Raw genomic sequence first — 24,215 nt, 5'->3', positions numbered from 1 at the left:
ATCTTAAGTTATAATTAACTTTAAGTTGTGCAGCTTCTAAAACTTTGAAATATTATGAAAAAACTGATAATGTTTCTGGTGCTTTTATTCTCTGTTTTTACTTTCGCACAAACTACAAAAACATATTATACCTGTCCGATGCACCCTGAAGTGGTGTCCTCAAAACCTGGAGACTGCCCGAAATGCGGAATGACTCTGGTTAAAAAGACGGTCGTTGTAAAGCCTTATGCGAAACCTATACTTAAAACAGAAACGAAGACAAAGCCTGCAGAAACAAAAATAAATAAGGTAAAAGTTGAGAGAAATGGAGACCTTAAAAAGGCAAGTAAAACAAAGGAAACCAATAAGGTTGAGAAAGCAAAAGTAATAAAGCCTTCTGTTCAGCCAGAGAAAAAAGCTCTATCACCAGCTAAAGCCCAGGTTTTAACTCAAGCTCAAACTACTTATACCTGTCCGATGCATCCTGAAGTAGTTTCCGATAAGCCGGGAAAATGTCCTAAATGTGGGATGGATCTGGTTGAAAAGGAAGATCATTCTCATGTACAGGCAGAAAATCCGAAAGAGGAGAAATCTATTTTAAAACGTAATTCTGAAAACGGAAGAATTACTTTTGGTGGGAAAACAGTTCGTTATGATCTGTATGTAAAAGATACCATTGTCAATTTCACTGGAAAAAGCAGGAGAGCTATTGCGATCAACGGGAAACTTCAGGCTCCTACTTTATATTTCACAGAAGGAGATACTGCCGAGATTTACCTGCACAATATGCTTAAAGAAAATACAGGATTGCACTGGCATGGAGTAATTCTGCCCAATGAGCATGATGGAGTTCCCTATCTTACTACAAAACCTGTGACACCGGGAGAAACCCACTTATACAAATTCAGAGTTTCCCAAAACGGAACGTATTGGTATCATTCCCATGAAGCCCTTCAGGAGCAGATAGGAATGAATGGAATACTGGTTTTCAATAAAAGAGAAGGTGAGCCTAAAACAGAATACAATGCGGAAATTCCTGTTTTGCTGGGCGATTGGAGTGATGATGATCCCATGCAGATTGCAAGACGACTTCATATGGCCAATACAGACTGGTATGCGGTAAAGAAAAATGCAGTACAGAGTTATTGGGAAGCCATCAAGTCCGGAAACTTCGGGACAAAAGCATTGAATGAATGGAAAAGAATGGAAGCCATGGATGTAAGTGATGTCTATTATGATAAATTTCTGATTAATGGTACTCCCAGTTCTGATTATTCTAATCTAAAAGCTGGTGATAAAGTAAGATTGAGAGTCGCCAATGGAGGTTCATCCACCTATTTCTGGCTGAATTATGGTGGAGGAAAGATAAAAGTAGTTGGAAATGACGGAAATGATGTTGTCCCGGTAGAAGTTGACCGTCTGATTGTTGGGGTTTCCGAAACGTATGACATTGAAGTTACCATTCCTGAGAATAAAAGCTTTGAATTCAGAGCGACTTCTGAAGATAGAATAGGACATGCTTCCCTTTGGCTGGGTTCAGGTGAAAAAATTGAAGCACCCAATCTTCCAAGGCTGATGCTTTTTGAAGGAATGAAAATGATGAACGGAATGATGGAGATGAGCGGAAATATGAAACCGATGAATATGACGATGGGAAATCAGATGATGGATATGAATGAAGTGATGTACCCGGAATTATCTGAAAATCAAAGAAAAACTACAGCGAAACATATCAATGAAATGATGGGAATGAAGACAAGGGAAGATAAAAAAGAAGATCACTCTCAACACTCAGAAATGGAGATGAAGGAAGAAAAAACAATCAAGAGATTGTCTTACAATATTTTAAAATCTCCTGAAAAAACTATTCTTCCTACGGATACCATTCGTGAAATGAAATTTACACTGGAAGGAAATATGAACCATTATCTGTGGACGCTGGACAACAAAACTGTTACAGAAACAGATAAAATACTGATAAAAAAGGGAGAAATTCTTAGAATTAAAATGTATAATAATTCTATGATGCGCCACCCGATGCACCTTCACGGGCATGATTTCAGATTAATCAATTCAAAAGGAGAGTATTCTCCATTGAAAAATGTGGTAGATATCATGCCGATGGAAACCGTAACAATAGAGTTTGCTGCCAATCAGGATGGAGACTGGTTTTTCCACTGTCATATTTTATATCATATGATGGCAGGAATGGGAAGAGTTTTCAGTTATGAAAATTCAAAACCGAATCCACAGCTTCCGAACAGAAAATTAGCCTGGAAAAATTTTATACAGGATAATACAATGACCAGTTCTATGGCGATGCTGGATATAGCAAGCAATAAAATTCATGCAGAAACAATGACAATGTTCGGACCGAGATGGGCAAACCTTAACGAGTTTCATTCCAACTGGAATTTTGATCATTTTGAAGGAAGTGCAAAAGTAGGACGCTTCTTAGGAAAATTCCAATGGGCGCTTCCTTATGCAGGAGTCAGAGTTCAAAAAAATCATGAGATCATGGAAAGACAGATGACAGAGGATATGGGTATGGATTTTCATGGTAAAAAAACCTGGTTCGGACAGCAGAAAGCTTCCAAAAACAAATTTGCATTCATGATAGGTATGCAGTATGTACTTCCCATGTTGATTACCGCTGATGCAAGTGTGGACCAAAACGGAAAAGTATTATTGGAGCTGAGCCGTGAGGATATTCCACTTTCCAGAAGACTGAGAGGAAATTTCAGTGTCAATTCTGATGGGGAATTCTCAACAGGAATGAGATATATTCTTCAAAAATGGTTATCCGTTTCCGGAAACTATGATAATGAAATGGGCTGGGGTGCAGGTGTTACTTTAACCTACTGATACACAATAGAATTTTATAAAATTAATTAAAAAAAAATGAAAAACATATTAACCGTTCTTTTAGTAGGAGTTCTTTTATACTCGTGTAATAAAAACAGTTCCTCAAAAAAGACAGCAGAAACTGATCTTAAAACGCAGGAAGAGCAGTCTGTAGAAGCTGTACCACTAAAAGCAGAGAATGATTCTGAAAAAGATATAAAAAAATCAACAGTTTCTTCAGTATTTTCAATAAAGCAAATTGTGGAGGGGTATCTGCCTTTAAAAAATGCTTTAACAAAGGATGATTCTAAAACAGCCTCATTAGAAGCTAAAAAACTGTATTCTATCTTAAAAAAACAGGATGGAAGTAAGCTAAATTCTGAAGTAAAAGATATTTTGGAAAGTGCAGCAGAGAATGCAGAACATATAGGTGAAAAATCTGACGATATAGCCCATCAGAGAGAACATCTGCTGTCCCTGAGTAATGATATTGCCGATTTAATCAAAGAAAAAGGAACCGACGGATTAAAATTATACCAGGACTTTTGTCCAATGTACAATAATGGAAAAGGAGGAACCTGGATCAGTGAGTCGGAAGAGATCATCAATCCGTATGAAGGGCAAAAAATGATCAACTGTGGATCTATAAAAAAAGTATTTTAAAATTGTAAAAAGTGATGAACCGGCACATGAAAAACATATTGTTAGGGTTTGTTCTAATTTTTTTACTTATTCAGATCATTCAGCCTGCCCGTAATATTGATTACGGGCAGGTTCCTTCAACAGATATTTCAAAGGTGTACAAACTTCCTGAGAATGTGCAATCTGTTCTTACAAATTCCTGTTATGATTGTCATAGCAATTCTACTCATTATCCGTTTTATTCCTATATACAGCCTTTAAGTTATTATCTTGAAAAACATATTAAAAAAGGAAAAGAAGAATTGAATTTTAATGAATGGGGTAGTTACAGCCGCCGTAAACAGGCCAATAAATTAGAATCTATTGCTCATCAGATACAACAGAAGAAAATGCCGCTTACCTCTTATACTTATCTTCATCCGGAAGCTAAACTTTCCGAAAAACAGATAGAAGAAATGGTCCGTTGGGTAGAGCAAATGCAGGTTGAAAATGAAAGATAAGGACTTAAAAAATAAAAGCCATCTCATTTTTATGAGATGGCTTTGTTTTATTTATACAGCAGCTTTATTTAGAAGCTCCTGCAGTTTTTTCGCTTTTGGGTGTGTAAGTCACCTTTGAAATATCAACGGTCATTTCCTTCAGACGTTTTGCCACATTTTCAGGCATTTCTTTCTGATATCTACCTCCGATTACTTCAGCAAGGAATTTCTCCGTTTCAGCATACATTGCCATGCTGTTAACCGGCTTACGGAATCCATGGCCTTCATCATCAGCAAGAATGTAATTTACCTTTTTACCCTTATCACGAAGCGCAATGACAATCTGATCTGCTTCAGCCTGCTTCACTCTTGGATCATTAGCTCCCTGAACAATCAATAATGGCTTGTTGATTTTATCCACACTGAATAAAGGGCTGGCATCATGCATACGTTTTTTACCTTCTTCGGTTTTAGGATCACCTACCATTCCGTACAGGAAAGCACGTGCCGCTTCCCAGTAAGCAGGTACAGAATCCAATAAAGTAAAGAGGTTGCTTGGTCCTACAATATCTACTCCCGCAGCATATACATCCGGAGTGAAGGCTAAACCTGCCAGTGTTGCATATCCACCATAGCTTCCTCCCATGATCACTACTTTGTTTTTGTCTGCAATTCCCTTATCAATCAGGTATTTTACACCCCATGTGATATCGTCCTGCATCAGTTTTCCCCACTGAAGATCTCCGCCATTCTGGAACTTTTTACCATAACCACCACTCGCTCTGAAGTTAGGCTGTAATACTGCATATCCTCTGTTGGCTAAAAACTGTACCGTTGAATTGTACCCCCAATAATCCCTTGGACCCTTCGGACCTCCATGAACAAGAACAACGATAGGAACATTTTTGCCTGATGAACCTACAGGTAGAGTCAGATATGCCGGAATTTCAAGTCCGTCACTGCTTTTATAAGAAATAGGAGTCATTGCAGCCAGATACTTTTCAACCTTTTTTAATTCTGTTCTTGGGGTATACTGGAAAATCAGCTGTTTTGTTTTTGCATCAAAAAAATACGCTTCAGAAGCATATTTATCCCCTCCAACAGCAACTAAGAATTTAGAATAATCATTGGTAGAGCTTGAAAAATTAACTTCTCTTCCAGGAAATTTACTTTGCAGAAATTTATAATTGTCCTCCCATGTTTTGTCTTTCCAGTAGTATTCTGTTTTGTCTCCGGTGTAAGAGGTGTAGATCATCTTTCTGGTATTTCTGTCCAGAAACAGCCCTCCAAAATCTACTTTATCTTTAGGGTCACTTTCTATTTTTGTAATCTGTTTGGTTTTCGGATCCATCAGGAATAAGGTAGATTTATCAAGATTCCCTTTGTTGGTTACCAGATAGAATTTAGAATTATCTTCATTCCAGTTTGAGATATAGGCACTTTCTGTTACCAAAGTCTCATAAATAGGAGTCAGTTTATCGCCTTCTTTATAAAAAAACTGGGTAGTTCCTTTATCATCCGTTTTGGAAAGGACTCTCAATTTTTCATCCCAGTCAAATTCATAGCTTGTGATACGGTCTGTATTTTCATAAATCTTTTTCAGCTCACCTGTAGAAATTTTCAATGAATATAAATCATGCCATGCTTTATCACGGTTATTTAATCCAATCATCAATAAATCAGGATTTTTTCTGCTCACCATATAGATCTGTGCTGTAACATCTTTAAGAGGTGTTATATTCCTGGATTCCGGAACTCCGGTGGTAACTTTTGCCATAGGATCTACGGCGAAAATATTCATGTTTTCATCTCCGTTACCATCTTTTACATAAAGAATATACTTTCCGTCTTCTGACCAGAAATATCCGTTCATCGGGCGTTTGCTATCCGTGAGTGGACGGGCTTTTTCAAAAGGTTCATCAATTTTTTTTACCCATATATTCATGATACCGCCATATTCTTTTGTAAAGGAAATCCATTTTCCATCCGGGCTCAACTGTCCTCCGGAAATTTCCGGATTTCCAAAAAATAATCCTCTGTCCAGTACCGGGACCTCCTGTGCTTGTGCTGTATGTACTCCTATGAATAAGAGCAATACGTAAAAGATTTTTTTCATGTTTTTAATTTTAGTTGTTATTAATAAATCGAATATAATTTTTTAAATTTTATATTTTTCTTAAACCGGACTTCTACATTTCCAGTTGTATAATCTTTTTAGCCATTTTTTGATTGATGCTCTCCGGAATCATACCCATCAGAAAATTACGTATTGAATTTCCTCTTTCCCATTGAGAAACTTTTCCTATGGTTCGGCTTGTGTTGACAATATAATCTACTTTTTTTCTTCTGATGCTTTGAAATGCTTCAAAAACCGCATTGAAATCCTGATTTTTTTCCAGCAGTTTTCCAATGATATAAGCATCTTCAATTGCCTGGCAGGCACCTTGTCCCATATTGGGAGTTGTGGCATGAGCAGCATCTCCAATCAGACATAAATTTTCAGAATACCATTTGGGAATAGGTGAGAGGTCAGAAATTGTGTTACAAATAATATTTTCGTCTGCGGTAGCTTCGATAAGTTGTAATACCAAAGAATCAAAATCATTAAAAATCTCTGCGATTTCAGTATATTTCCCAAAGCTTTTTTCATTCACGCAGGCATACCAGTATACTTTTTTATCAGAAATTTTTACAAATCCAAAACGTTTTCCTTTTCCCCACATTTCAAAGGCCTCCTGATGATGTTTCTCAGGCAGATCGAAATCTAAAAGACCACGCCAGCATTTTTGCCCTGAATTACGGATCATTCCGGTTTTTAGAATCTGGTTTCGGATAGGGGATTTTATGCCGTCAGCTCCAAAAACAATCTGACTTTCAAATTGATTTCCGTTTTCAAAATCTAAAATATAGTTTCCCTTTTTTTCAATTTTTTGTAGAGAATGATTCAGTTTAATGGAATCGGAAGGAAGGTTTTCAGCTAAAATCTTCTGGAGCTCAGCCCGGTGAATTGCAACATTGCATGAATTGTATTGAGTTTCAAGTTCCAGAATTTCTGTCTTGGAGATAGTTTGTAACGATTCATTGGCAATAACAATTCTGTGAATTTTATTACCTGCTTTTTCAATTTTTTCCTTTAAACCCAGTTGATCAAAGACCTGCATCGCATTTACCGCCATCATAATCCCGGCTCCTACAGGTTTTATTTCGGAAGCGGATTCATAGATCGTGAAATCATACTGATGCTGTTTCAGTACATTTCCGAGAGTTAACCCTCCGATTCCGGCCCCGATGATTGAAATGGTGTTCATAAGTTTTTTGTTGGATGATTGAGACTCTTGATGTTATGCAGTTTTTAAGGCGAGGATTTTACCTTTAAAATTTGATTCTGCATATTTAAATTTATATTGTTAAAATATAGCTTTCCGATACCTTTTTAAAACCATACTTACTAAAAAAGTTGTGAGCTCCATGATTGTTGACCCCACTTTCCAATAGGATAAAGCTGATATTCCAGTCTTTAGATTCATGAATAGCTTTCTCCAAAAGCTTACTTCCAAGTGACTGACCTCTTACAGACTGATCCAGCAGCATATCCTCCAGAATTGCATACTTTTTAAAAGGGCTGTTGATCACATTGAAAACCATCATTCCAACAATTTCCCCATTTTCATTTTCTGCAATTAAAATATTCAGCTTGGAGCTGCCATCAGAATTAAAATCAGTAATCAGCTGCTCGGTAAGAATCAGTTCAAGATCCGGATTCCAGTGATGGGAATCAATAGCTCTGCCGGACATCATTTCGCCATGGGAAATATAAGAATCTGTTTTATGGGTAATAAAAAAGTCTACCAGTTCTTTAACGCGGGCTTTATCAGTGAGCCATTTTGTAGTATATTTCATGAGGTGTAATGGTGTTTATTTTAATTTTTTCAATTCTCCCAGCAGTTGATTCTGCTTATTGATAAATTGGTTAAGGCTGTCCGTTTTCAAAGGATGAGCATTTTGATATTTTTCAATTTCAGGAAGAGTATTTCTGATTTTGAATACAATATATTGATCATAAAGCACTGCTTTATTCACCTTTATTTTGCCGATGAGATCTCTGATAGCTTGTGTTTTTACATCATATTTTTTAGAGCTTGCCTTTATTTCTTCTTCAATATGCTTTTTGATAATGGAATCGGTTACAGAGCTAGATAATGTAGTAGCATCATTATAGTATATTTCTGATTTTCCGATAATATCATCATATTCCGAAATAGCGGTTTCGGTTTCTTTTTGGATGTTTTCTATTCTGTTGTCCAGTTCCTGTAAGGATTTATCATTTTTTATAAGTTCCTCATAGATTTCATGAACAAGGTTTCCACCACGTGAGTATGTGGCATTTTTCTTAATAGATCCTGAAACTGAAGATTCAGCATTGTCAACTGCATTTTCTACTATAGGGGCTTGCCGTGATTTGTTTTCTTTGCAGGAAATTACGGAGAAAGCCAGGATAGAGGCGAAAAGTATTTTTTTCATAGTCTGTTTTATTTTGGTGTATTATCAACGTCATATCCCAACAACTAAAATTACTCATTTAGATTTTACCACAAATGAGTAAAGGATATGATTTTAATTAGTTGAACAAACGATGAAAAATGTTACAGAAGTCCGCACACTTGTGTTATACTTCATGTCATATCTATGTAATAGGCGTTTTTTAGAAGTGATTTTACTCTTTTTGTATTATTGCGGCTTAAATATTAAAAAAAATAGTAATGGGGAAAAAAACTATTCTCTTATGCTCTTTGATCATCTCATCATTAGCATATTCACAAGTAGGAATTAATACGACGAACCCTCAAGGCACTTTCCATGTTGATGGAGCTAAAGACAATCCTTCTACAGGAGCTCCCTCCACAGCTCAACAGGCTAATGATTTTACTGTAACTCCTGCCGGAACTGTGGGAATTGGGGTAACGGTTCCAACTAACACTCTTGATGTTAATGGGACTGCAAGAATAAGAACTATCAATTCTGCTTCATCAGGAACTGTTTTGTCTTCTGTTTATGTAGATGCTACAGGGGTTGTAATGAAGCAAGCAGGTTCAACTACTGGTGAGGTAAGATCTAATAGTGGTTCTATTGGAGCTGGAGTTAATGCTGCATATTTAACAGGTATCCCTAATGGTTTATATAGGCTTACTATCACAACCGTTAACGGTTGTGATGATGCTACTACCGTTAATTACTTGGTTCATAGTTATGGGTCTAATAGTTATTATGGTCTTAAAGGAATAAATGGGTTTTTAACCAGTACTTTTGGTTCCCCAACATATGCTCAGACAGCAAGGAATACTGTTGCTGTGACATGGCCAGGTCTTGGGGGATGTGGTGATGGTGGTAATGCAACAGCATTTAATTATACTGTAACTATGCCAGCTGCAGGACAGATCAATATAATAAATAACGGAAACGTAGCAAGAAATTACAAATTAACTCTTACTAGAAATGATTAAAAGTAGCTTGTTTTTTTGAAATCGGGATATCGTCTCCGAATAAATTGGCGATAATATTACGGTACTTAGTTATCCGGAGAAAAGTGTTTCTCCGGGTTTTTTGTGTATCTGATCTCAAAGAAAGTGAAATTGATGTGTTTGAACAAACTAAAAATGTTACATCAATTATACAATGCATATTAAATAGGTTGCTTTATCGATGAATTACAATAAAAAACGGAGCCTGAAAAACAGACTCCGCCTATAAAATTTTTTACGCTAAAATTATTTACCCAGGTAAGATTTAAGAATCTTGCTTCTGGTATTGTGTTTTAGTCTCTTAATTGCTTTTTCTTTGATCTGACGAACTCTCTCTCTTGTAAGATCGAAAGTTTCACCAATTTCTTCTAAAGTCATTGGGTGTTTTCCGTTCAGTCCGAAGTATAATCTTACCAAATCAGCCTCTCTTGGCGTCAAAGTATTCAATGCTCTTTCAATCTCAATTTGCAGAGATTCAAGCATCAGATCTTTATCAGGACTTGGAGATTCTCCTGAACGCAATACATCATAAAGATTAGAATCTTCACCTTCTACTAAAGGTGCATCCATAGACAGGTGTCTTCCGGAGTTTTTCATTGATTCTTTGATATCTTCCTCGCTCATGTCAAGAACTTCAGCCAATTCTTCCGGAGAAGGTGGTCTTTCATTTTCCTGCTCAAGGTGAGCGTATGCTTTATTGATTTTGTTGATAGAACCAATCTTGTTCAATGGTAGTCTTACAATTCTTGACTGCTCAGCCAATGCCTGTAAAATTGATTGACGGATCCACCATACTGCATAAGAGATAAATTTGAAACCTCTAGTTTCATCGTACCTTTTTGCCGCTTTCATCAATCCTAGGTTACCTTCATTGATCAAATCGGGTAAAGAAAGACCTTGATTTTGGTATTGCTTGGATACAGAAACTACGAAACGAAGGTTGGCTTTGATTAATTTCTCCAGTGCGGCTCTGTCGCCTGCACGTATTCTTTGTGCCAATTCTACTTCTTCGTCCGCAGTGATCAGTTCCACTTTACCAATTTCCTGCAAATACTTGTCTAATGAAGCAGTTTCCCTGTTGGTAACCTGCTTAGTGATTTTTAATTGTCTCATTTATTTTATCCTCAAAAAAGAGTTACTATAATATATACGTATGAAAAGGTAAAAAGGTTACACAAGTTTTATTTTTTTTGTAAAATGTACAAAGTAAAATGTATGAATGTTTTATTGTTTTTGTGTAATTTATTGATATAAAGCGAATTAATGTGGTCTAAGTAGAGCGTTTTTGCATAATGTAAAAAGTAAAATAAATGAATATTTTTTCAGATATATTTTAATAAATTGATAACTAGTATGTTATGATTTATTTCATTTAAAAACCAAAGTATACATTCAATAAGAGGATCTGAAATTCTTTAAAAAACCTCGTAAATTCCCTAAACCCTAAACCCTAAACCCTAAACCCTAAACCCTAAACCCTAAACCCTAAACTTTAAACTTTAAACAAAAAAAACGAAACCGAAGTCTCGTTTTTATATCTAAGAATACTTTTTAAGCTGTCTTTACTTAATCCACAACTTACAATCCGTATTTAGAAAAGCTCATTTAATACTTTTGCCAGTCTCAATCCTCCGTACAATAGTTGTCTTTCTACAGTATCATTGAACTTATACTGATAGTCGTAAGATAATTTAGAATCGTTAGGAGTCTGTGCATAGATCTTGTTGGCAATTTTATGAGAATCGTACAACCAGTCTTCCAGTGTCCCAGACTGTATCTGTGCTACTTCTTCTTTAGATTTGATATCCAGAAGCTTAGAATACTCCGTGTAGCTGTATTTTTGAGAATCCACCAATTTCCCGTCCCAAACGGAGTGTAAATTAGTTTTTTCCCCGAAATAGGTCACATTGATTTTGTTTCCACCTAAATCTTCTGCTCTTCCCACGTGAAGGGGTTGTGCAAGATCTCCCATAATATGGATAAGGAAGATTAAAGCAATTTTTCTGTCTTTTTCAGAAGTCTTTTTGTCTTTGATCTGGCTGGATAATGTGTTTACCTGAGTGTAAAGGCTTGGTCCTGCCTGTGCTTTTAAGTTTTGTTCAAAAGCTTTAAAGTCGGTCATCGGATCAATATTTACATAATGCCATGATGAAGCCTGTTTCCATGCCCCAGTGGTATCAGATTTGATGAAGTCCGGCCAGTTGGCCCAGTACGCCAGGCGTTCTTTTCCCATCATCTTTTTAATTTCTCTTCTTGCTTTTCGGGAAAGATGGTTTTCTGCAATGTCTGCAATAACCCTGTGTCCCGTTAATCCCCATGCATAAGAATAAAGTGAAGAGGCCATGAATGCTAAAATCAGAATTTTAGAATAAATACTTTTCATTTTAAATAACAATTTTCAGGCTGCAAAGATACGGCCCGCTTTCGGAATGAGCATGCATTATCCTGAATTTATTCCATAAGATGATGTTAATAAAATTTAATCTAAATAAAAGACCTATTTATATTACGTTTGAAAACTGATATTTTTCAGAAAAAGAGGATTAATAACTGATGAGAAGTAGGAGAGCATAAGGTTCTTTATATAAGGAAGACCTAAAAAACGGTATCTCAACCTTAAACTCTCAACCTTGAATTTTGAACCTTAACCATTTGATTATGAATAGTTAATTTTATATTTTAAAAAACAAACGAACCTTCTATTTACCGTATTTTTACGGAATTTGCTTGAATTTATTCCTTTTAATGTCAATAAATTATTATTTTTAGGATAAAATTATTAGTAAAATATTTTTTCAAACTTATGAGATATATTATCTTTACAAGTCATAATCAGAGGAAACACTATGTATGAGACTAATATTGTAGATATGCATTACAATAAGCTGCAGACAGACTTTAAAGCTGAAGCTGTGGCTGTTAATCTATTGAAATACCATCGTGCGGTAAGTAATATATTCATTGAGCGTGTTGGCGTGAACGACCGTGCTTACCTGAAGGATATAAAGAGCATTTCAAGCAGTTATTTGGGATTTGATGAGGAAGTATTTACCATAGAGAGTTACAGGGAGGGTATTTATGACTATCTTCCGGAAGGCTTATTTCATCCGCCATCTCTTGGAGCTTCCAGAAAGAATGTAGATACTGTGGTAAGGGAAATCCGCAAACAGAAAAGAGTAGAAGATGATGCCCGTAAGTTTTTCCGCCCTTTTGAACTGGAAGTTTTTTTTACGGAAATCAGTGCTTTACTTAAAGAATCAGAATTTGATATTACGAGCAATACGGATTCTTTATTGGAAACGGTAAGTGAGCTTTGGCCTCTGATAAAGATGCTGGATAAACAGAGTGCTTATATTTTTATGCATATTCTGCCATTTTTCCACCAGATCCGGGGAGACAAAAAATGGTTTGAAAGGTGTATGACTGCTTTTCTGCAGGTACCGGTAAACGTAACTTTTTCACCCAACATCATTGATGAGATTGAGAAAAATGATAATTCCATGCTATTGGGAAATTCAAGATTAGGAGTAACCTATATTCCAAGTGGTCCGCATATGGACGGGCAGCGAAACTGGGTGGTGAATATTGGTCCTATTCGATATGAAGATATGAAAAAATATATCCCGGGAAGTCCGTTCAGAAATGTACTTCAGTCACTCTATGATTATTTTCTTCCGGTAACAGTTGACGTGGAAGAGAATTTTGTTACAGAAAAAGAGGAATATTCATTCAGTCTTGAAGACGATGGAAGAAATGCCAGCCGCCTTGGATACTCTACATTTCTCTAAATTATTTTATTATATTTACAGCTACCAACAAAGTATAAATTCGAAAAGAAACAAATGGAAATTTCTTCAGTAAAAGGTATTTTTCTAAGGTATATCTTAATGCCTTTAATCGCAATTATTATGATGGTTATACTGGGTGTAATCCGGAGAAATAAACCTGCAATAAAAATTAAAGTAATTATTATATACGTGCTTCTGTGCAGTCTATGCCTGGCTATTCCGGGATTTTTTGGATTTGCCGGAAATCTCTTTAATCCGTACTGGTATCTCATCGCACAGGTTATTTACCTTATTTTTGGGATTATTCATGTGAATTTATTGCATAAATATTTCAAAAAACATATCGAATCTCTGGCAATGAGTATTCTGTTTGAGTCTATACTTTCATTAACGTGTATTGCTTTGGGAGGGTATCTTTTTACACTGATCTTTAACTGGATGAGTAAAGGATTGGGATATTCTGTAATGGCGGCAACAAGTATGCTGATCTTTGTAGTTCCAATGGTATTTTATTACTGTTATATCCAGTTTATCACAATTCCTTTTGATATTTATAAAACATGGAGATATTCACCGGAGCAGAAGCTGCCTGATTTCGAGGGTGCCGATTTTGACCGATTAATGGTATTGAATGTTGAATTGAGCAAAAAATTAGAAGATACCAACCGTTTCAGAATCAAAGCGAAAACACTTCCAACGGGAGTTACTTTCGGAGATTGGTTCTACAGGGTAGTGGATGATTATAACCATAAGAATCCGGGTTCTGTTATTCATCTTTCAGACGAAGGAAATGAACCTTATTACTGGATCTTTTACACTAAAAAATCGTTTTTCAGCTTTAGAAAATATATAGATTTCGACCACGACATTACAACAAACAGCATTTCTGAAAATGAAGTGGTGATTTGTAAGAGAGTTATTCAGCATGAAGAGGAGGGAGTCGCAAAAAAATCATAATCACAAAAAATTAAAAAGTATTAAACATGATACAGCCTATTAAACATTTTGCAATCAATTGGGTGGATGGGATGAAGGTTTCCCAGAGACATCTGAATGATCAGGATAATTTCTTAATTGATACCATCAGAGATTCCAATTCCCTTGGAATTACTACATATAATTACGGACTTCTGCCTATTTCCAACGAATTTACAGACCGTACCATTTTTGATGTTCACAATACGGCAACCAATGATGTACAGCTTGTTATCAAGCGTTGCAGCGCTGTGACAATGGCTGGATACCGTATTGAGCTGACAGACAGAAGAATCAGCGTGAAGTCTTTGGCAAAATCCATGAATGAAGAGCAGGCAGACGGAGAATATTATATCTTAATCTCAGTAAATCCTTTTGATAAAGTTCCTTTTGGAGATATTGACCCTGAAGAAATTCCGCCGCGCCACCCAAGTGCACAGCCGAATCACCATATTGAACTGCTTCCTGTAACTTCTTTAAACAGCAGCTATTCGGGAGGTAATTACCTAATAATTGGAAAAGTAGATTTAAAAGGAAATATTGCTCAGGTAGATTCCAACTTTATTCCGCCATGTACTTCTGTACAGAGTCATCCGGCTTTGGTAGAGTATTACAGCAGCTATGCAAAGTCTATCGGGAATCTTCAGCAGTATGCTTTTAAAATTATTCAGAAGACCTCTCACAAAAATCAAAATACAGCTTTGGCACAAAATGTTAAGTTTCTGTGCAGTACCATGGTGAATACATTTGGAGATATGTATTTCCAGTTCAGAAATATTACTCCATGGCAGCCACCTGTATTTCTGATCGAGTCTTTTGCGAGATTAGCCCTTCATTTATATAATTCTACCCAGCTTCTTGTTCCTGCTGAATTGGAAGAAATGCTGAATTATAGCTTAGAGTGGAGTGAGATCGCCCCTCATACTTTATTGAACCAGCTTTCTATTGTAGCAGAGACCAATTATGATCATCATAACTGTGGTGAGCCATTGCTTTATATTCAGCAGATGCTGAGAAGCCTTGAAACAATTTTCTCTAAACTGAGCGAGCTTGATTACATCGGTCAGAGAAAAGAAAACATCATTGTTAACGAACAAGAGGTTTCTACAAATACAAACCCTAAGAGAGGTTGGAGTGTATTAGACTAATACAGCCCATCATTAAAAATATAAATCCCGAATGAAAATTCGGGATTTTTTATGGTATATACAGATTATGGAAATAAATTATTATTCCGGCTTTTTGTTTTTGTCAAGAAGATCAAGAGTATGCTCTACATGTCCGCCTCCTTTCCATTCATCATGACCTGGAATAATCAGGGTTGCCTGTGAATATTTGTTTTTCAGCTTTGTCATGGTTTGTGGCCACTGTGCGACGTTGGCTTCTCCGGTATAACCGAGATCAACTGCTGCTTTGCTCTTCACAAGACATCCTCCGTCCAGAATTTTATATTTTGGGAACCATACCACTACATTATCGGCGGTATGTCCTTCTCCAAGAAAGTCTACCACAAATTCTTCCCCGCCAATACGGTAAGGTTTCCCTGTTTTAATGATTTCTGTAGAAGTAGCTTTTCCGTCTTTCTTCAACAGTTCATTGGTTTTTGCTGTTGCATAAGTTTTAATTCCTTTGTTGTTATAAAAGCTTAAATCTCCGGCTCTGTCTTCATGTGAATGTGTTGCAAATACTGCAATAACAGGAAGGTTATGACGTTTTTGAATCGTATCCAGTAAGCTTTGATATTGGGTTTTCTGCCATGGCACATCAAATAAGACAACTCCTTTTTTTGTAACCAGATAAGCAGCATTGGTAGAATATTCTTTACCTCCAAATACGCCAAAAGTTTTGTAAATATAAAAGTTGGGTTTAATCTGTGGTTCAATCACAAAATCTCTTACCTGAGTTGTCTGAGCGTTTGTAAATGGACTTAATAACATCGAAATAATAAAAAACGGAATGCTTTTTTTCATAATTTTTTTTGGTAATAATTAAAATGTTGGTATTTGTCAGAAAGACAAAGTTTGTAGAATATTTTGCAAACCTAATTAAAAATTAATTTTCAGGTATTTTATGAAAGAGAGTTTAACCGTTTTTTAACAGTTATAGAATAGAAATATGTTATTTTAAGAGTTCAAAAATATTTAGTATGATATTGCCGGAATGAAAAACCTCACAGATTGTAAAGTCTGTGAGGTTTATTTTGATTGTTTAAGATTATTTCTTAATCAATATTTTTTCAGTCGCTTTTTTGCTTAAAATTTCCGTTTTGCCATCAATTTCTATGGTCATAGATTTATCAAAACTTTCTACTTTAACGACTTTTACTTTAGTGTTGAGGAGAAGTTTCCTATCGTTGAGATAAGTTAAAAAAGCATCATCAGATAAGGTGACTGAGGCAAAAGTAACGTTTTCACCAGCTTCACAGTTGCTTAGTTTCTGCAGATCCTGAGAAATAATATTTCCGTCTTTGTCAGGAATAGGTTCTCCATGAGGATCAAATTTAGGATAATCCAGGATTTCATCCATTTTATCAAAGAAGATCTGAGAATGTACATGCTCAAGTTGTTCTGCAATCTCATGAACGTTTTCCCAGCCAAAATTCATTTTTTTGACCAGAAACATTTCGGTAAGTCTATGTTTTCGAACTACCAGAGCAGCTTCCCGTCTTCCGTTTTCTGTAACGATTAAAGGTTTGTAGGTTTCATAAATGACCCACTTTTTCTCTGCAAACTTTTTCATCATATTATTGACACTCGGCATTTTTACATTTAAAAATTTACTGAGTTCATTAATCGTAACCTTTCCTTCATTGTCAACTAAATGAAACAAAGCTTTCAGGTAATTCTCTTCTGTTAGGGTTGTTTTCAAAATGTTAGATGATTTTCAATACAAATCTAACAAAATAAAATGAAAAGTTTACTCTTGTTATTTTAACTTTTTTTACTTTTACTCTATGAAATTTTCATTCAAAAATGATTATTCTGAAGGATGCCACCCCAATATTTTACAGGCTCTTTTACAGCATAATCTAGATCAGCAGGCCGGATATGGAGAAGATGAGTATTCATTAAAAGCAAAAACATTAATTAAAGAAAAAATCAACAATCACAATTCTGAAGTTTTTCTGGTTTCAGGAGGAACGCAAGCTAACTTAATTGTTATTTCAGCAATCTTAAAACCTTATCAATGTGTGATTTCTGCCGCTCCCGGCCATATTCTAAATAATGAAACAGGAGCTATTGAAGCCACAGGTCATAAAGTATTGAGTATTGAAACTGCAGATGGAAAACTAAGACCGTCAGACATCATCCTGGTTTTAGAAGGACATAGCAATGTACCACACCAGGTGATGCCTAAGCTGGTGTATATATCCAATTCTACAGAGCTGGGAACTATTTATCAGGCAAAAGAACTGGAAGAGCTTTCAGTATTTTGTAGGCAAAATAAGCTATACCTGTTTATGGACGGAGCAAGATTGGGACATGGGCTGACATCAGAAATCAGTGATCTTACCCTGGAAAAAGTAGCTCTTCTGACGGATGTCTTTTACCTTGGAGGAACTAAAAACGGTGCGCTGATAGGAGAAGCTATTGTTATTAATAATCCGGTTCTTCAGGAGGATTTTGCATTTAATATCAAACAGAAAGGTGCATTATTAGCGAAAGGAAGGCTGTTGGGAATACAGTTTATGGAACTGATGAAGGACAATCTGTATTTTGATCTGGCAAAGCATGCCAATCATCAGGCTATGAAAATTAAGAATGCTTTGCAGAAAAAAGGAGCGGCATTTCTTTCAGATACCTATACCAATCAGATTTTTCCTATTCTGAGTAACGAACTTATTGAGATTCTGTCTGAAAAATTTGAATTCTATGTCTGGAAAAAAGTAGATGAGAATTTTTCGGCCATTCGTCTTATTACTTCCTGGAATACAGGTGATGAAGCAGTAAACCGCTTTATTGAAATTATAGAAACGGAATTACCATAAAATAAAAACAGCCTTATCTTTAAGGCTGTTTTTTATTGATAATGCATTATTTTTTTAAGGCTTCATTCACGACTTTACAGTCTGCAGAGCTTAGCTTCTGTCCATCTTTATAGCTGATTTTTTTCTCATCAGCATATTTAGACTGTCCGTCTTCCTCTTTATGATCTCCAATTCCTTCTGTCAGAGCATTGTCTTTCTGGATGAAGTAAATATCTCTTTTGCTTTTTTTACCTTCTGAAGCAAATTCGTAAGTCAGTTTCAGTGTATCTCCGGATTTGAAACCGGTTACATCTCCTTTTGAACCGTCTTTTTCACTGTTTTTATAAGATAATTTTCCGGTGATTGTTCCTAAATTGTCATCAATAGAAGCAAAAACACTATCTTTTCCTGTTACCCCGATATAGCAGAACGATTTTGGTCCAAGAGTATCTATCACAGGTTCTTCAACAGCGATGGTGTCTGCAGCTGCTTTGGGAGCCGGTGCTTCAGTTTTCTTATTACAGTTGATTAAAAAAGCTGATACAGCGCCCAATAAGATTAATTTTTTCATATCCTTAATTGTTAAATCAAATTTCTATTCTGCTAAAATAACAATAGTATTTGTATATTAAAAATAGGATATAAAGAGATAATCATTTTATGATGAAAATTAGTGTTTTTTAGAAAAGATTTTAACAAAAAATATTAATTAAAATATGGTTTTATATGTTCAATTGATTCTTATTTTTCTATCTCAGGACTCAGTTCCTATAACCTTGTAATCCTAATCTTTAATTATTAAACGGATTTAGGCACGGAAAATGATTTACCTAGCAAAATTGATTTTAATGAAAAAGATTACTAAAGCGCTGGGATTGGGATTGCTTATGCTTGGGTTGTATTTTATCTCGGGTCAGACCCCTCAGAATTATATTTATACTTCTTCAGGAGACCTTAAGAAAATAGAAAAAATGATCACTCGCCAGGATATCGGAGGGGTACAGATTGTTTACAACTGGAGAGCTTTGGAAACTTCAAAAGATGTGTATGATTTTTCTGTTATTGAAAAAGATCTGGAATATTTAACTTCCATCAACAGAAAACTATTTATTCAGCTTCAGGATAGATTTTTTGAACCGCAAGCCAGATATATTCCTGATTATGTATTGAATGATAAAGAATATACAGGAGGGTTGGTTCCCCAATATGATAATCCCGGGGAAAATAAACCTGTTGGAAGCGGATGGGTTACCCAGCAATGGAATCCTGCTGTCCGCGAAAGGTTCCAGAAGCTTATAGGAGCGCTGGCACAGAAGTTTGACGGTAAAATTCAAGGGATTAATCTTCCCGAAACATCAATAGATATAGAAATGAAAGCAGATAAAACAGGTTTTAGCTGTGACCGTTATTTCCAGGCCGAACTGGAAAATCTGAAGTTTGCGAGAGATGCTTTCCATCAATCCAATGTATTGCAGTATGTCAACTTTTTTCCGTGTGAATGGGACAATGACCATCAATACATGTCCAGACTGTTTGATTTTGCGTATAAAAATAATATAGGGCTGGGAGGGCCTGATATTGTTCCAAATAAAAAAGGGCAGATGAAGAACTCTTATCCTTTCTTTAATCAATACAAAGGGAAGCTGCCTTTAGTTGCTATGGCGGTTCAGGAGCCAACTCTTACGTACAAAAATCCTAAAACTAAAAAACCTTTTACCAAGGAAGAATTTGTAGAATATGGTGAAAATTATCTGGGAGTAAGAATTATTTTCTGGAGTGTGGAATCTCCCTGGTTGAGAGATTCCTGATATATTCTGAAAAAAAATCTCAGTCAGTTCTCCTTTTTATACTTTTAGTACTCCTCTGAATCCTCTTGCTGCATAATAAGAATCTGCACCATTGTGGTAGGTGAACACGGTGTTGTATCGTCTGTCACAGAAAAGGGCGCCTCCAAGCTCTCTTACCTGTGATGGCGTTTTTATCCAGCTTGATGTCTTTTGATCGAACTTTCCAAGTTCCTGAAGATTGCGGTATTGTTCTTCTGCTAAAAGTTCAATACCCATTTCTTTAGCTTTGTCAATGACGTTGCTTTCCGGTTTATTGGCTTTTCGGGCATCCCAAGCCTGATAATCATAGCATAGACTTCTTCGTTTCGGGCTTTCCGGGGAACAGTCAACGAAAGAATATTCATCTGTTTTTTTATTGTAATCTACGATATCGGGTTCACCTTCTGTAGTTTCCATTTCGTATAGAGACCCTATTTTTTCAGGATTGGCTTCCAGTTTTTGCTGTATTTTTTCCCATTTCAGGTCTTTATGACGGTCCATATTTTTTTCAAAACGGGCTTTTAGTGTTTTTAAAAGTTCGTTGATTTGCTCCTGTGTCAGTTTCTTTTTCATATCAAATTTTGTTTTACTATTGATTGAATTGGTTTATTTTGTTGGATAATCGCAAAGGCGCAGGTTTTACAAATAAAAGTTTTTAAGGCGCAAGGATTTTATCTGCGATAAAATTTATGGCTTTTTATCTTAAAAATGATTAATCAGTAATAGTAATTTTTCTGTCTGCAGGTCTGAAATACCAGGAGATCATAACCAGTACCAGTAATAATACTGCCGGAAAAGTTCTTCCTGCCGTATCACCTACGATCAGATGGGAAATAACAGCTCCTGACATCACAAAGAAAAATCCTGCATACGCCCATTCTTTTAAAAGCAGGCGTTTGGGAATCAGTATGGCAATTACGCCCAATATTTTCCATATTCCAATAATGGTCATCAGGTAAGAAGGATAACCCAAATTGGTAAAATTCAGCAGTTCATCTTTACTTTTCATCAGCTGGACAATTGCAGTGGAAACCATTCCAAGGGCCATCCAAAGTGTGAATATCCAATAGATGATCTTTGTTCTTTTTTGTGATTGTGGTGTGTTCATGATTTAATTTTTTATAGTGAATCGTTTAATCCTATACCGTCCATGATTTGTGGAATGCATTTTTCAATCCGGGCTTCCCGGGTTTTGGGCTGTTTGGCAGAGGAAAAGTGGAGTAGGTAGGCTCTTTGTCTTCCGGGAGTTAATGCCTTAAAAGCTTCTTGCAATGCCGGATCTTGATTCAGCTTATTCTGAAACTCTTCAGCCATTTCAAACTCTTTAGTTTTCTTCATTTCAACTTTAGCACCTGATTCTTCTATTTCAACGGCTTCAAACATATAGCTGCGAAGAATATCTTCCAAATCATTGATTTGCTCTACCTCTGTAAAACGAACCTGCCTTGCAGCCTGTACATTTTTAGACTGCTGGATCAGAATATGATCGGGATCTTTCATCAAAGCACCCTTAAAGAAAAGGATCGCACAATATTCTTTAAAACCATGGATCAGGAAAATATTTTTCCCTTCATAGGTATAACACGGGCATCCCCATTTTAAATCTTCTACAAGATCGGTGCTTAGGGCAATTGTTCTTAATTTTTCAAATTCTTTGTGCCATTGATGGCTTTTATCAAAGAAGAAATTAACTTTTGGATTCATGTGGTTGAGTTTTTTATGTTGCGAGTTACGGGGTTCGGGTTATTTAGATGGAATTTAAACCTCGAAGCTCGTATCCCGGATTCCGGATCGAACGTATTCTACTATTATCTGCTACCTAACATCTCCTGCAAACGATTATGTGCCATATTAATACCCTGGGCGAATGGCATTTTCATATGTTGGTCTCTGAAATCTACGGATTTATAGATTGTCTGGATTGTGATTTTGCTGGTGGTATCTGTTAATTTTTCAAATTCTAAAAACTCTATCTGAACCGGAAAAGGAGTGTTTTCCATCTGAAAAGTTCTTATGATTTTCTCATTCTGAATCACTTCATGAATAGTTCCGTTGGCACTGAAAACTATGTCACCTTGTGGATTGGAGGTTTCAAAGCGGTAACTTCCGTGTTGTTTGTTTTCAAATTTTGTCACTTTGGTACCCATCCATTGTTCGAAAAGCTCAGCTTCTGTATACGCTTTGAAAAGGAGTTCTACCGGAAGATCAAATTCTCTGGTGATGAAAATTTCCTGTTTTCCGTCTTCGGCGTGGATTTTTGTTTTAAGTTCCATGATGTTGGTGTTTGAGGGTTTCTTGGATTTGAGAGTGGGAGAGTTTGAGGGTTTGAGAATATAAGCGTCTCTCATCTTTTATCTCTTATCATTATTGTTCTGATACGCTTTCATCACACTTTCCAGCTTGTTGAATTTTTCGTCCCACATTTTGCGGAAAGGTTCTATAAAATCGGCTATTTCTTTCATTTTATTGGGATTTAGGTGATAGATTATTTCTCTGCCGTTTTGTTCAGATCTTAGCAGTTCACATTCTGTAAGGATCTGGAGATGCTTTGAAACGGTAGGTCTCGCCGTATCAAAATTGGAGGCAATAGCTCCTGCTGTCATCGACTGTGCCGCCACCAACATCAATATAGATCGTCTTGTAGGATCTGCTATCGCCTGAAATACATCTCTTCTTAAATTCATCGTGTAGTTATTTGACTACAAATATATGTGTAGTTATTTAGCTACGCAAGCTTTTTTTTGAAAAAATTTTTATTAATTAATTGTAAGTATGCTTTTTAAAAGAAAAATGGAGAGCTTAATGCTCTCCATTTTATTATTTAAATAATGCTTCTATATATTTTTTATTGACTACTGGCTTGCCAGATGAAGCGAACGAATAGTTTTCCGCAGATTTTTTTTGATTATTTATATATGCTTGATCAGTAATAGGCTATTGTTTTACAAAAACGCCAATGTATTTCCCATTGTATTCTACAACAAGAGTGCTGATATTCATTCTATTGCAAAAATCCTGATACGCGGAATTGTCCCCAATATCATCACTGATAAACACTGCGCCAGGTCTCAGTCTTTTATAGATCTTATGATAAGCCCACATTCTTCCGTGATAGCTTTTGTCAGAATCATAGTGGAAAACATCGAAAGAGGAAACTTTTTTCAAAATTTTAGGCAAAGATTCTCTATCTGCAAAACGGAACAGCTGCCAATATTTTTTAAGGTTTTCAGGAACAATATATCCTACATACTGATCACCATCCTGAGCAAGATAAGGCATATCTGAGCTATAGAGCGTACCATTTCTTTTTTGAAGCGAAAGCAATATGGCTAAGGAAGACCATCCATAAGCCACTCCTGTTTCAAGAACGTTTTGTGCTTTGGTGAATTCACATGCATAATAAATAAGCTCCAGAGCACCAGGGCCACCCATTGTAATGGGGCATTCTTTTTCTTTTAAACTGGCTTTTTCAAGGGTCTCAGCATAGATAGATCTGAAACGATCGGTATCCATAGAGAAAAGTCTGGAGATTACTTCTTTTTGGGAAACTGCTATGGATGCAGCCCAGAAATTTGCTTTTGCTTTTCCTTTGAACGGACTTCTTCTGCTTACCGTATTTTTAATGATTTTTCTGCCCAGTTCAGGATAGAGAGCAGGTCTTTTGAGATAAGCTACAAATGTTTTGAGAACTGTTGACATTTCATTGATTATATTAAGGTTACAAGACAAATGTATTTTTTTAAAAACCATATCGCATTTAGATAATATTAATTTTGATATTAAGTTTTTTTAAAATCGTATTAATAATATGGTCCTGTAATTAATCAGTGAGATATCTTATTTTTAATTTAAAATAAAATTTTAACGTGGTGATTTTCTTTAATTTACGGAGATGAAGATTGCAGTGGGTACGGCAATGTGGTTTTTGGGCAGATCAATAGTAGTTTCGGCAAGTAGAAACCAGCTTATTTTGAAAAGGGAAATAAATTGTGAGGAATAAAATTTGATCTTTGATTGTCTCCCGCAGATTATACTGATTTTGGGGAATGTGATAATCTGTGCTGTCTGCTTGATCAGCGGGAGATGATATTTCTTTGATGGTTATCGCAGAAATATCCATCTATTTAAGGTAGAGATCGTTTCTTGAGATTTAAGGAAGAGTTTTTGTTTTTTTCTTTACAAAAATGCCTGTCCAA

General features: G+C 35.9%; 24 protein-coding genes. 9 read left to right on the top strand and 15 right to left on the bottom strand.

Features of this window, described 5'->3' with window-relative positions:
- Positions 1-69 precede the first annotated feature (69 nt).
- Genes KYG33_RS04370 through KYG33_RS04360 form a run of 3 tightly spaced genes read left to right on the top strand, consistent with a single transcriptional unit; the run spans position 70 to position 3,965 of the window.
- Positions 70-2,844, top strand: a complete 2,775-nt coding sequence (locus KYG33_RS04370) for a multicopper oxidase domain-containing protein (RefSeq protein WP_219073236.1) — start codon at positions 70-72, stop codon at positions 2,842-2,844.
- 36 nt (positions 2,845-2,880) lie between these two features.
- Entirely contained in the window at positions 2,881-3,486 is a 606-nt protein-coding gene (locus KYG33_RS04365; protein WP_219072751.1) for a DUF3347 domain-containing protein, read from the top strand.
- Between the two features lie 26 nt (positions 3,487-3,512).
- On the top strand, positions 3,513-3,965 hold the full coding sequence (locus KYG33_RS04360) for a heme-binding domain-containing protein (protein ID WP_228408826.1): 453 nt from the start codon (positions 3,513-3,515) through the stop codon (positions 3,963-3,965).
- Positions 3,966-4,029: 64 nt separating this feature from the next.
- On the opposite strand, the gene KYG33_RS04355 is transcribed toward KYG33_RS04360, so the two are convergent.
- The 4 genes from KYG33_RS04355 to KYG33_RS04340 form a co-directional block, all read right to left on the bottom strand.
- On the bottom strand, positions 4,030-6,060 hold the full coding sequence (locus KYG33_RS04355; RefSeq protein ID WP_219072750.1) for a S9 family peptidase: 2,031 nt from the start codon (positions 6,058-6,060) through the stop codon (positions 4,030-4,032).
- 73 nt (positions 6,061-6,133) lie between these two features.
- A complete protein-coding gene (locus tag KYG33_RS04350; protein WP_077417141.1) occupies positions 6,134-7,252 on the bottom strand; it encodes an FAD-dependent monooxygenase in 1,119 nt (372 codons plus the stop codon).
- A gap of 91 nt (positions 7,253-7,343) precedes the next feature.
- Complete coding sequence (locus tag KYG33_RS04345; protein WP_052198604.1) at positions 7,344-7,844, bottom strand: GNAT family N-acetyltransferase; 501 nt, start codon at positions 7,842-7,844, stop codon at positions 7,344-7,346.
- A gap of 15 nt (positions 7,845-7,859) precedes the next feature.
- Positions 7,860-8,465 (bottom strand): hypothetical protein, encoded by a 606-nt coding sequence (locus tag KYG33_RS04340; protein ID WP_180563822.1) that lies wholly within the window; start codon positions 8,463-8,465, stop codon positions 7,860-7,862.
- 239 nt (positions 8,466-8,704) lie between these two features.
- Between KYG33_RS04340 and KYG33_RS04335 the strand changes: the two genes are divergently transcribed.
- On the top strand, positions 8,705-9,445 hold the full coding sequence (locus KYG33_RS04335) for a hypothetical protein (protein WP_219072749.1): 741 nt from the start codon (positions 8,705-8,707) through the stop codon (positions 9,443-9,445).
- 264 nt (positions 9,446-9,709) lie between these two features.
- Here the strand turns inward: KYG33_RS04335 and KYG33_RS04330 are convergent, their stop codons facing one another.
- Both KYG33_RS04330 and KYG33_RS04325 read right to left on the bottom strand, forming a co-directional pair.
- Positions 9,710-10,576 carry an RNA polymerase sigma factor RpoD/SigA gene (locus KYG33_RS04330; RefSeq protein WP_002979276.1) on the bottom strand — a complete coding sequence of 289 codons (867 nt, stop codon included), beginning with the start codon at positions 10,574-10,576 and terminating at the stop codon, positions 9,710-9,712.
- 478 nt (positions 10,577-11,054) lie between these two features.
- Positions 11,055-11,846 carry a S1/P1 nuclease gene (locus KYG33_RS04325; protein ID WP_077417147.1) on the bottom strand — a complete coding sequence of 264 codons (792 nt, stop codon included), beginning with the start codon at positions 11,844-11,846 and terminating at the stop codon, positions 11,055-11,057.
- Between the two features lie 463 nt (positions 11,847-12,309).
- Between KYG33_RS04325 and KYG33_RS04320 the strand changes: the two genes are divergently transcribed.
- From KYG33_RS04320 to KYG33_RS04310, 3 genes are read left to right on the top strand one after another with little or no spacing between them, the layout of a single operon-like run.
- Positions 12,310-13,251: a type VI secretion system baseplate subunit TssG gene (locus KYG33_RS04320; RefSeq protein WP_047385188.1), complete on the top strand. Its 942-nt coding sequence runs from the start codon at positions 12,310-12,312 to the stop codon at positions 13,249-13,251.
- Between the two features lie 54 nt (positions 13,252-13,305).
- Positions 13,306-14,208 carry a TssN family type VI secretion system protein gene (locus KYG33_RS04315; protein ID WP_077417149.1) on the top strand — a complete coding sequence of 301 codons (903 nt, stop codon included), beginning with the start codon at positions 13,306-13,308 and terminating at the stop codon, positions 14,206-14,208.
- Between the two features lie 26 nt (positions 14,209-14,234).
- Positions 14,235-15,374, top strand: coding sequence for a hypothetical protein (locus KYG33_RS04310; protein ID WP_047374599.1), 1,140 nt, complete (start codon positions 14,235-14,237; stop codon positions 15,372-15,374).
- 81 nt (positions 15,375-15,455) lie between these two features.
- Here the strand turns inward: KYG33_RS04310 and blaIND are convergent, their stop codons facing one another.
- Both blaIND and KYG33_RS04300 read right to left on the bottom strand, forming a co-directional pair.
- A complete protein-coding gene (gene blaIND, locus KYG33_RS04305; RefSeq protein ID WP_219072748.1) occupies positions 15,456-16,196 on the bottom strand; it encodes an IND family subclass B1 metallo-beta-lactamase in 741 nt (246 codons plus the stop codon).
- 244 nt (positions 16,197-16,440) lie between these two features.
- A complete protein-coding gene (locus KYG33_RS04300; RefSeq protein ID WP_180563819.1) occupies positions 16,441-17,094 on the bottom strand; it encodes a metal-dependent transcriptional regulator in 654 nt (217 codons plus the stop codon).
- 85 nt (positions 17,095-17,179) lie between these two features.
- On the opposite strand from KYG33_RS04300, the gene KYG33_RS04295 reads away from it, so the two are divergent.
- Positions 17,180-18,214, top strand: coding sequence for a threonine aldolase family protein (locus KYG33_RS04295; RefSeq protein WP_219072747.1), 1,035 nt, complete (start codon positions 17,180-17,182; stop codon positions 18,212-18,214).
- Positions 18,215-18,260: 46 nt separating this feature from the next.
- Here KYG33_RS04295 and KYG33_RS04290 read toward each other — a convergent pair whose 3' ends face one another.
- Positions 18,261-18,764, bottom strand: coding sequence for a hypothetical protein (locus KYG33_RS04290; RefSeq protein WP_219072746.1), 504 nt, complete (start codon positions 18,762-18,764; stop codon positions 18,261-18,263).
- 277 nt (positions 18,765-19,041) lie between these two features.
- On the opposite strand from KYG33_RS04290, the gene KYG33_RS04285 reads away from it, so the two are divergent.
- The gene (locus KYG33_RS04285; RefSeq protein WP_180563817.1) at positions 19,042-20,001 is read left to right on the top strand and encodes a hypothetical protein; all 960 of its coding nucleotides are present in this window, start codon (positions 19,042-19,044) and stop codon (positions 19,999-20,001) included.
- A 36-nt stretch (positions 20,002-20,037) separates the two neighbouring features.
- Here KYG33_RS04285 and KYG33_RS04280 read toward each other — a convergent pair whose 3' ends face one another.
- From KYG33_RS04280 to KYG33_RS04255, 6 genes are all read right to left on the bottom strand, one after another.
- Complete coding sequence (locus KYG33_RS04280) at positions 20,038-20,592, bottom strand: DUF4256 domain-containing protein (RefSeq protein WP_219072745.1); 555 nt, start codon at positions 20,590-20,592, stop codon at positions 20,038-20,040.
- A gap of 139 nt (positions 20,593-20,731) precedes the next feature.
- Positions 20,732-21,127 carry a DoxX family protein gene (locus KYG33_RS04275; RefSeq protein ID WP_219072744.1) on the bottom strand — a complete coding sequence of 132 codons (396 nt, stop codon included), beginning with the start codon at positions 21,125-21,127 and terminating at the stop codon, positions 20,732-20,734.
- 11 nt (positions 21,128-21,138) lie between these two features.
- Positions 21,139-21,723 carry a YdeI/OmpD-associated family protein gene (locus tag KYG33_RS04270; protein ID WP_077417166.1) on the bottom strand — a complete coding sequence of 195 codons (585 nt, stop codon included), beginning with the start codon at positions 21,721-21,723 and terminating at the stop codon, positions 21,139-21,141.
- Positions 21,724-21,827: 104 nt separating this feature from the next.
- Positions 21,828-22,292, bottom strand: coding sequence for an SRPBCC domain-containing protein (locus KYG33_RS04265; protein WP_219072743.1), 465 nt, complete (start codon positions 22,290-22,292; stop codon positions 21,828-21,830).
- Positions 22,293-22,370: 78 nt separating this feature from the next.
- Positions 22,371-22,703 carry an ArsR/SmtB family transcription factor gene (locus KYG33_RS04260; protein WP_077417168.1) on the bottom strand — a complete coding sequence of 111 codons (333 nt, stop codon included), beginning with the start codon at positions 22,701-22,703 and terminating at the stop codon, positions 22,371-22,373.
- A 250-nt stretch (positions 22,704-22,953) separates the two neighbouring features.
- Entirely contained in the window at positions 22,954-23,718 is a 765-nt protein-coding gene (locus KYG33_RS04255; RefSeq protein ID WP_077417178.1) for an O-methyltransferase, read from the bottom strand.
- Positions 23,719-24,215 lie beyond the last annotated feature (497 nt).

The sequence above is a fragment of the Chryseobacterium sp. D764 genome (assembly GCF_019317325.1).
In the GTDB taxonomy this organism is placed as follows: domain Bacteria; phylum Bacteroidota; class Bacteroidia; order Flavobacteriales; family Weeksellaceae; genus Chryseobacterium.
This window is presented reverse-complemented; position numbering and strand designations above follow the sequence as displayed.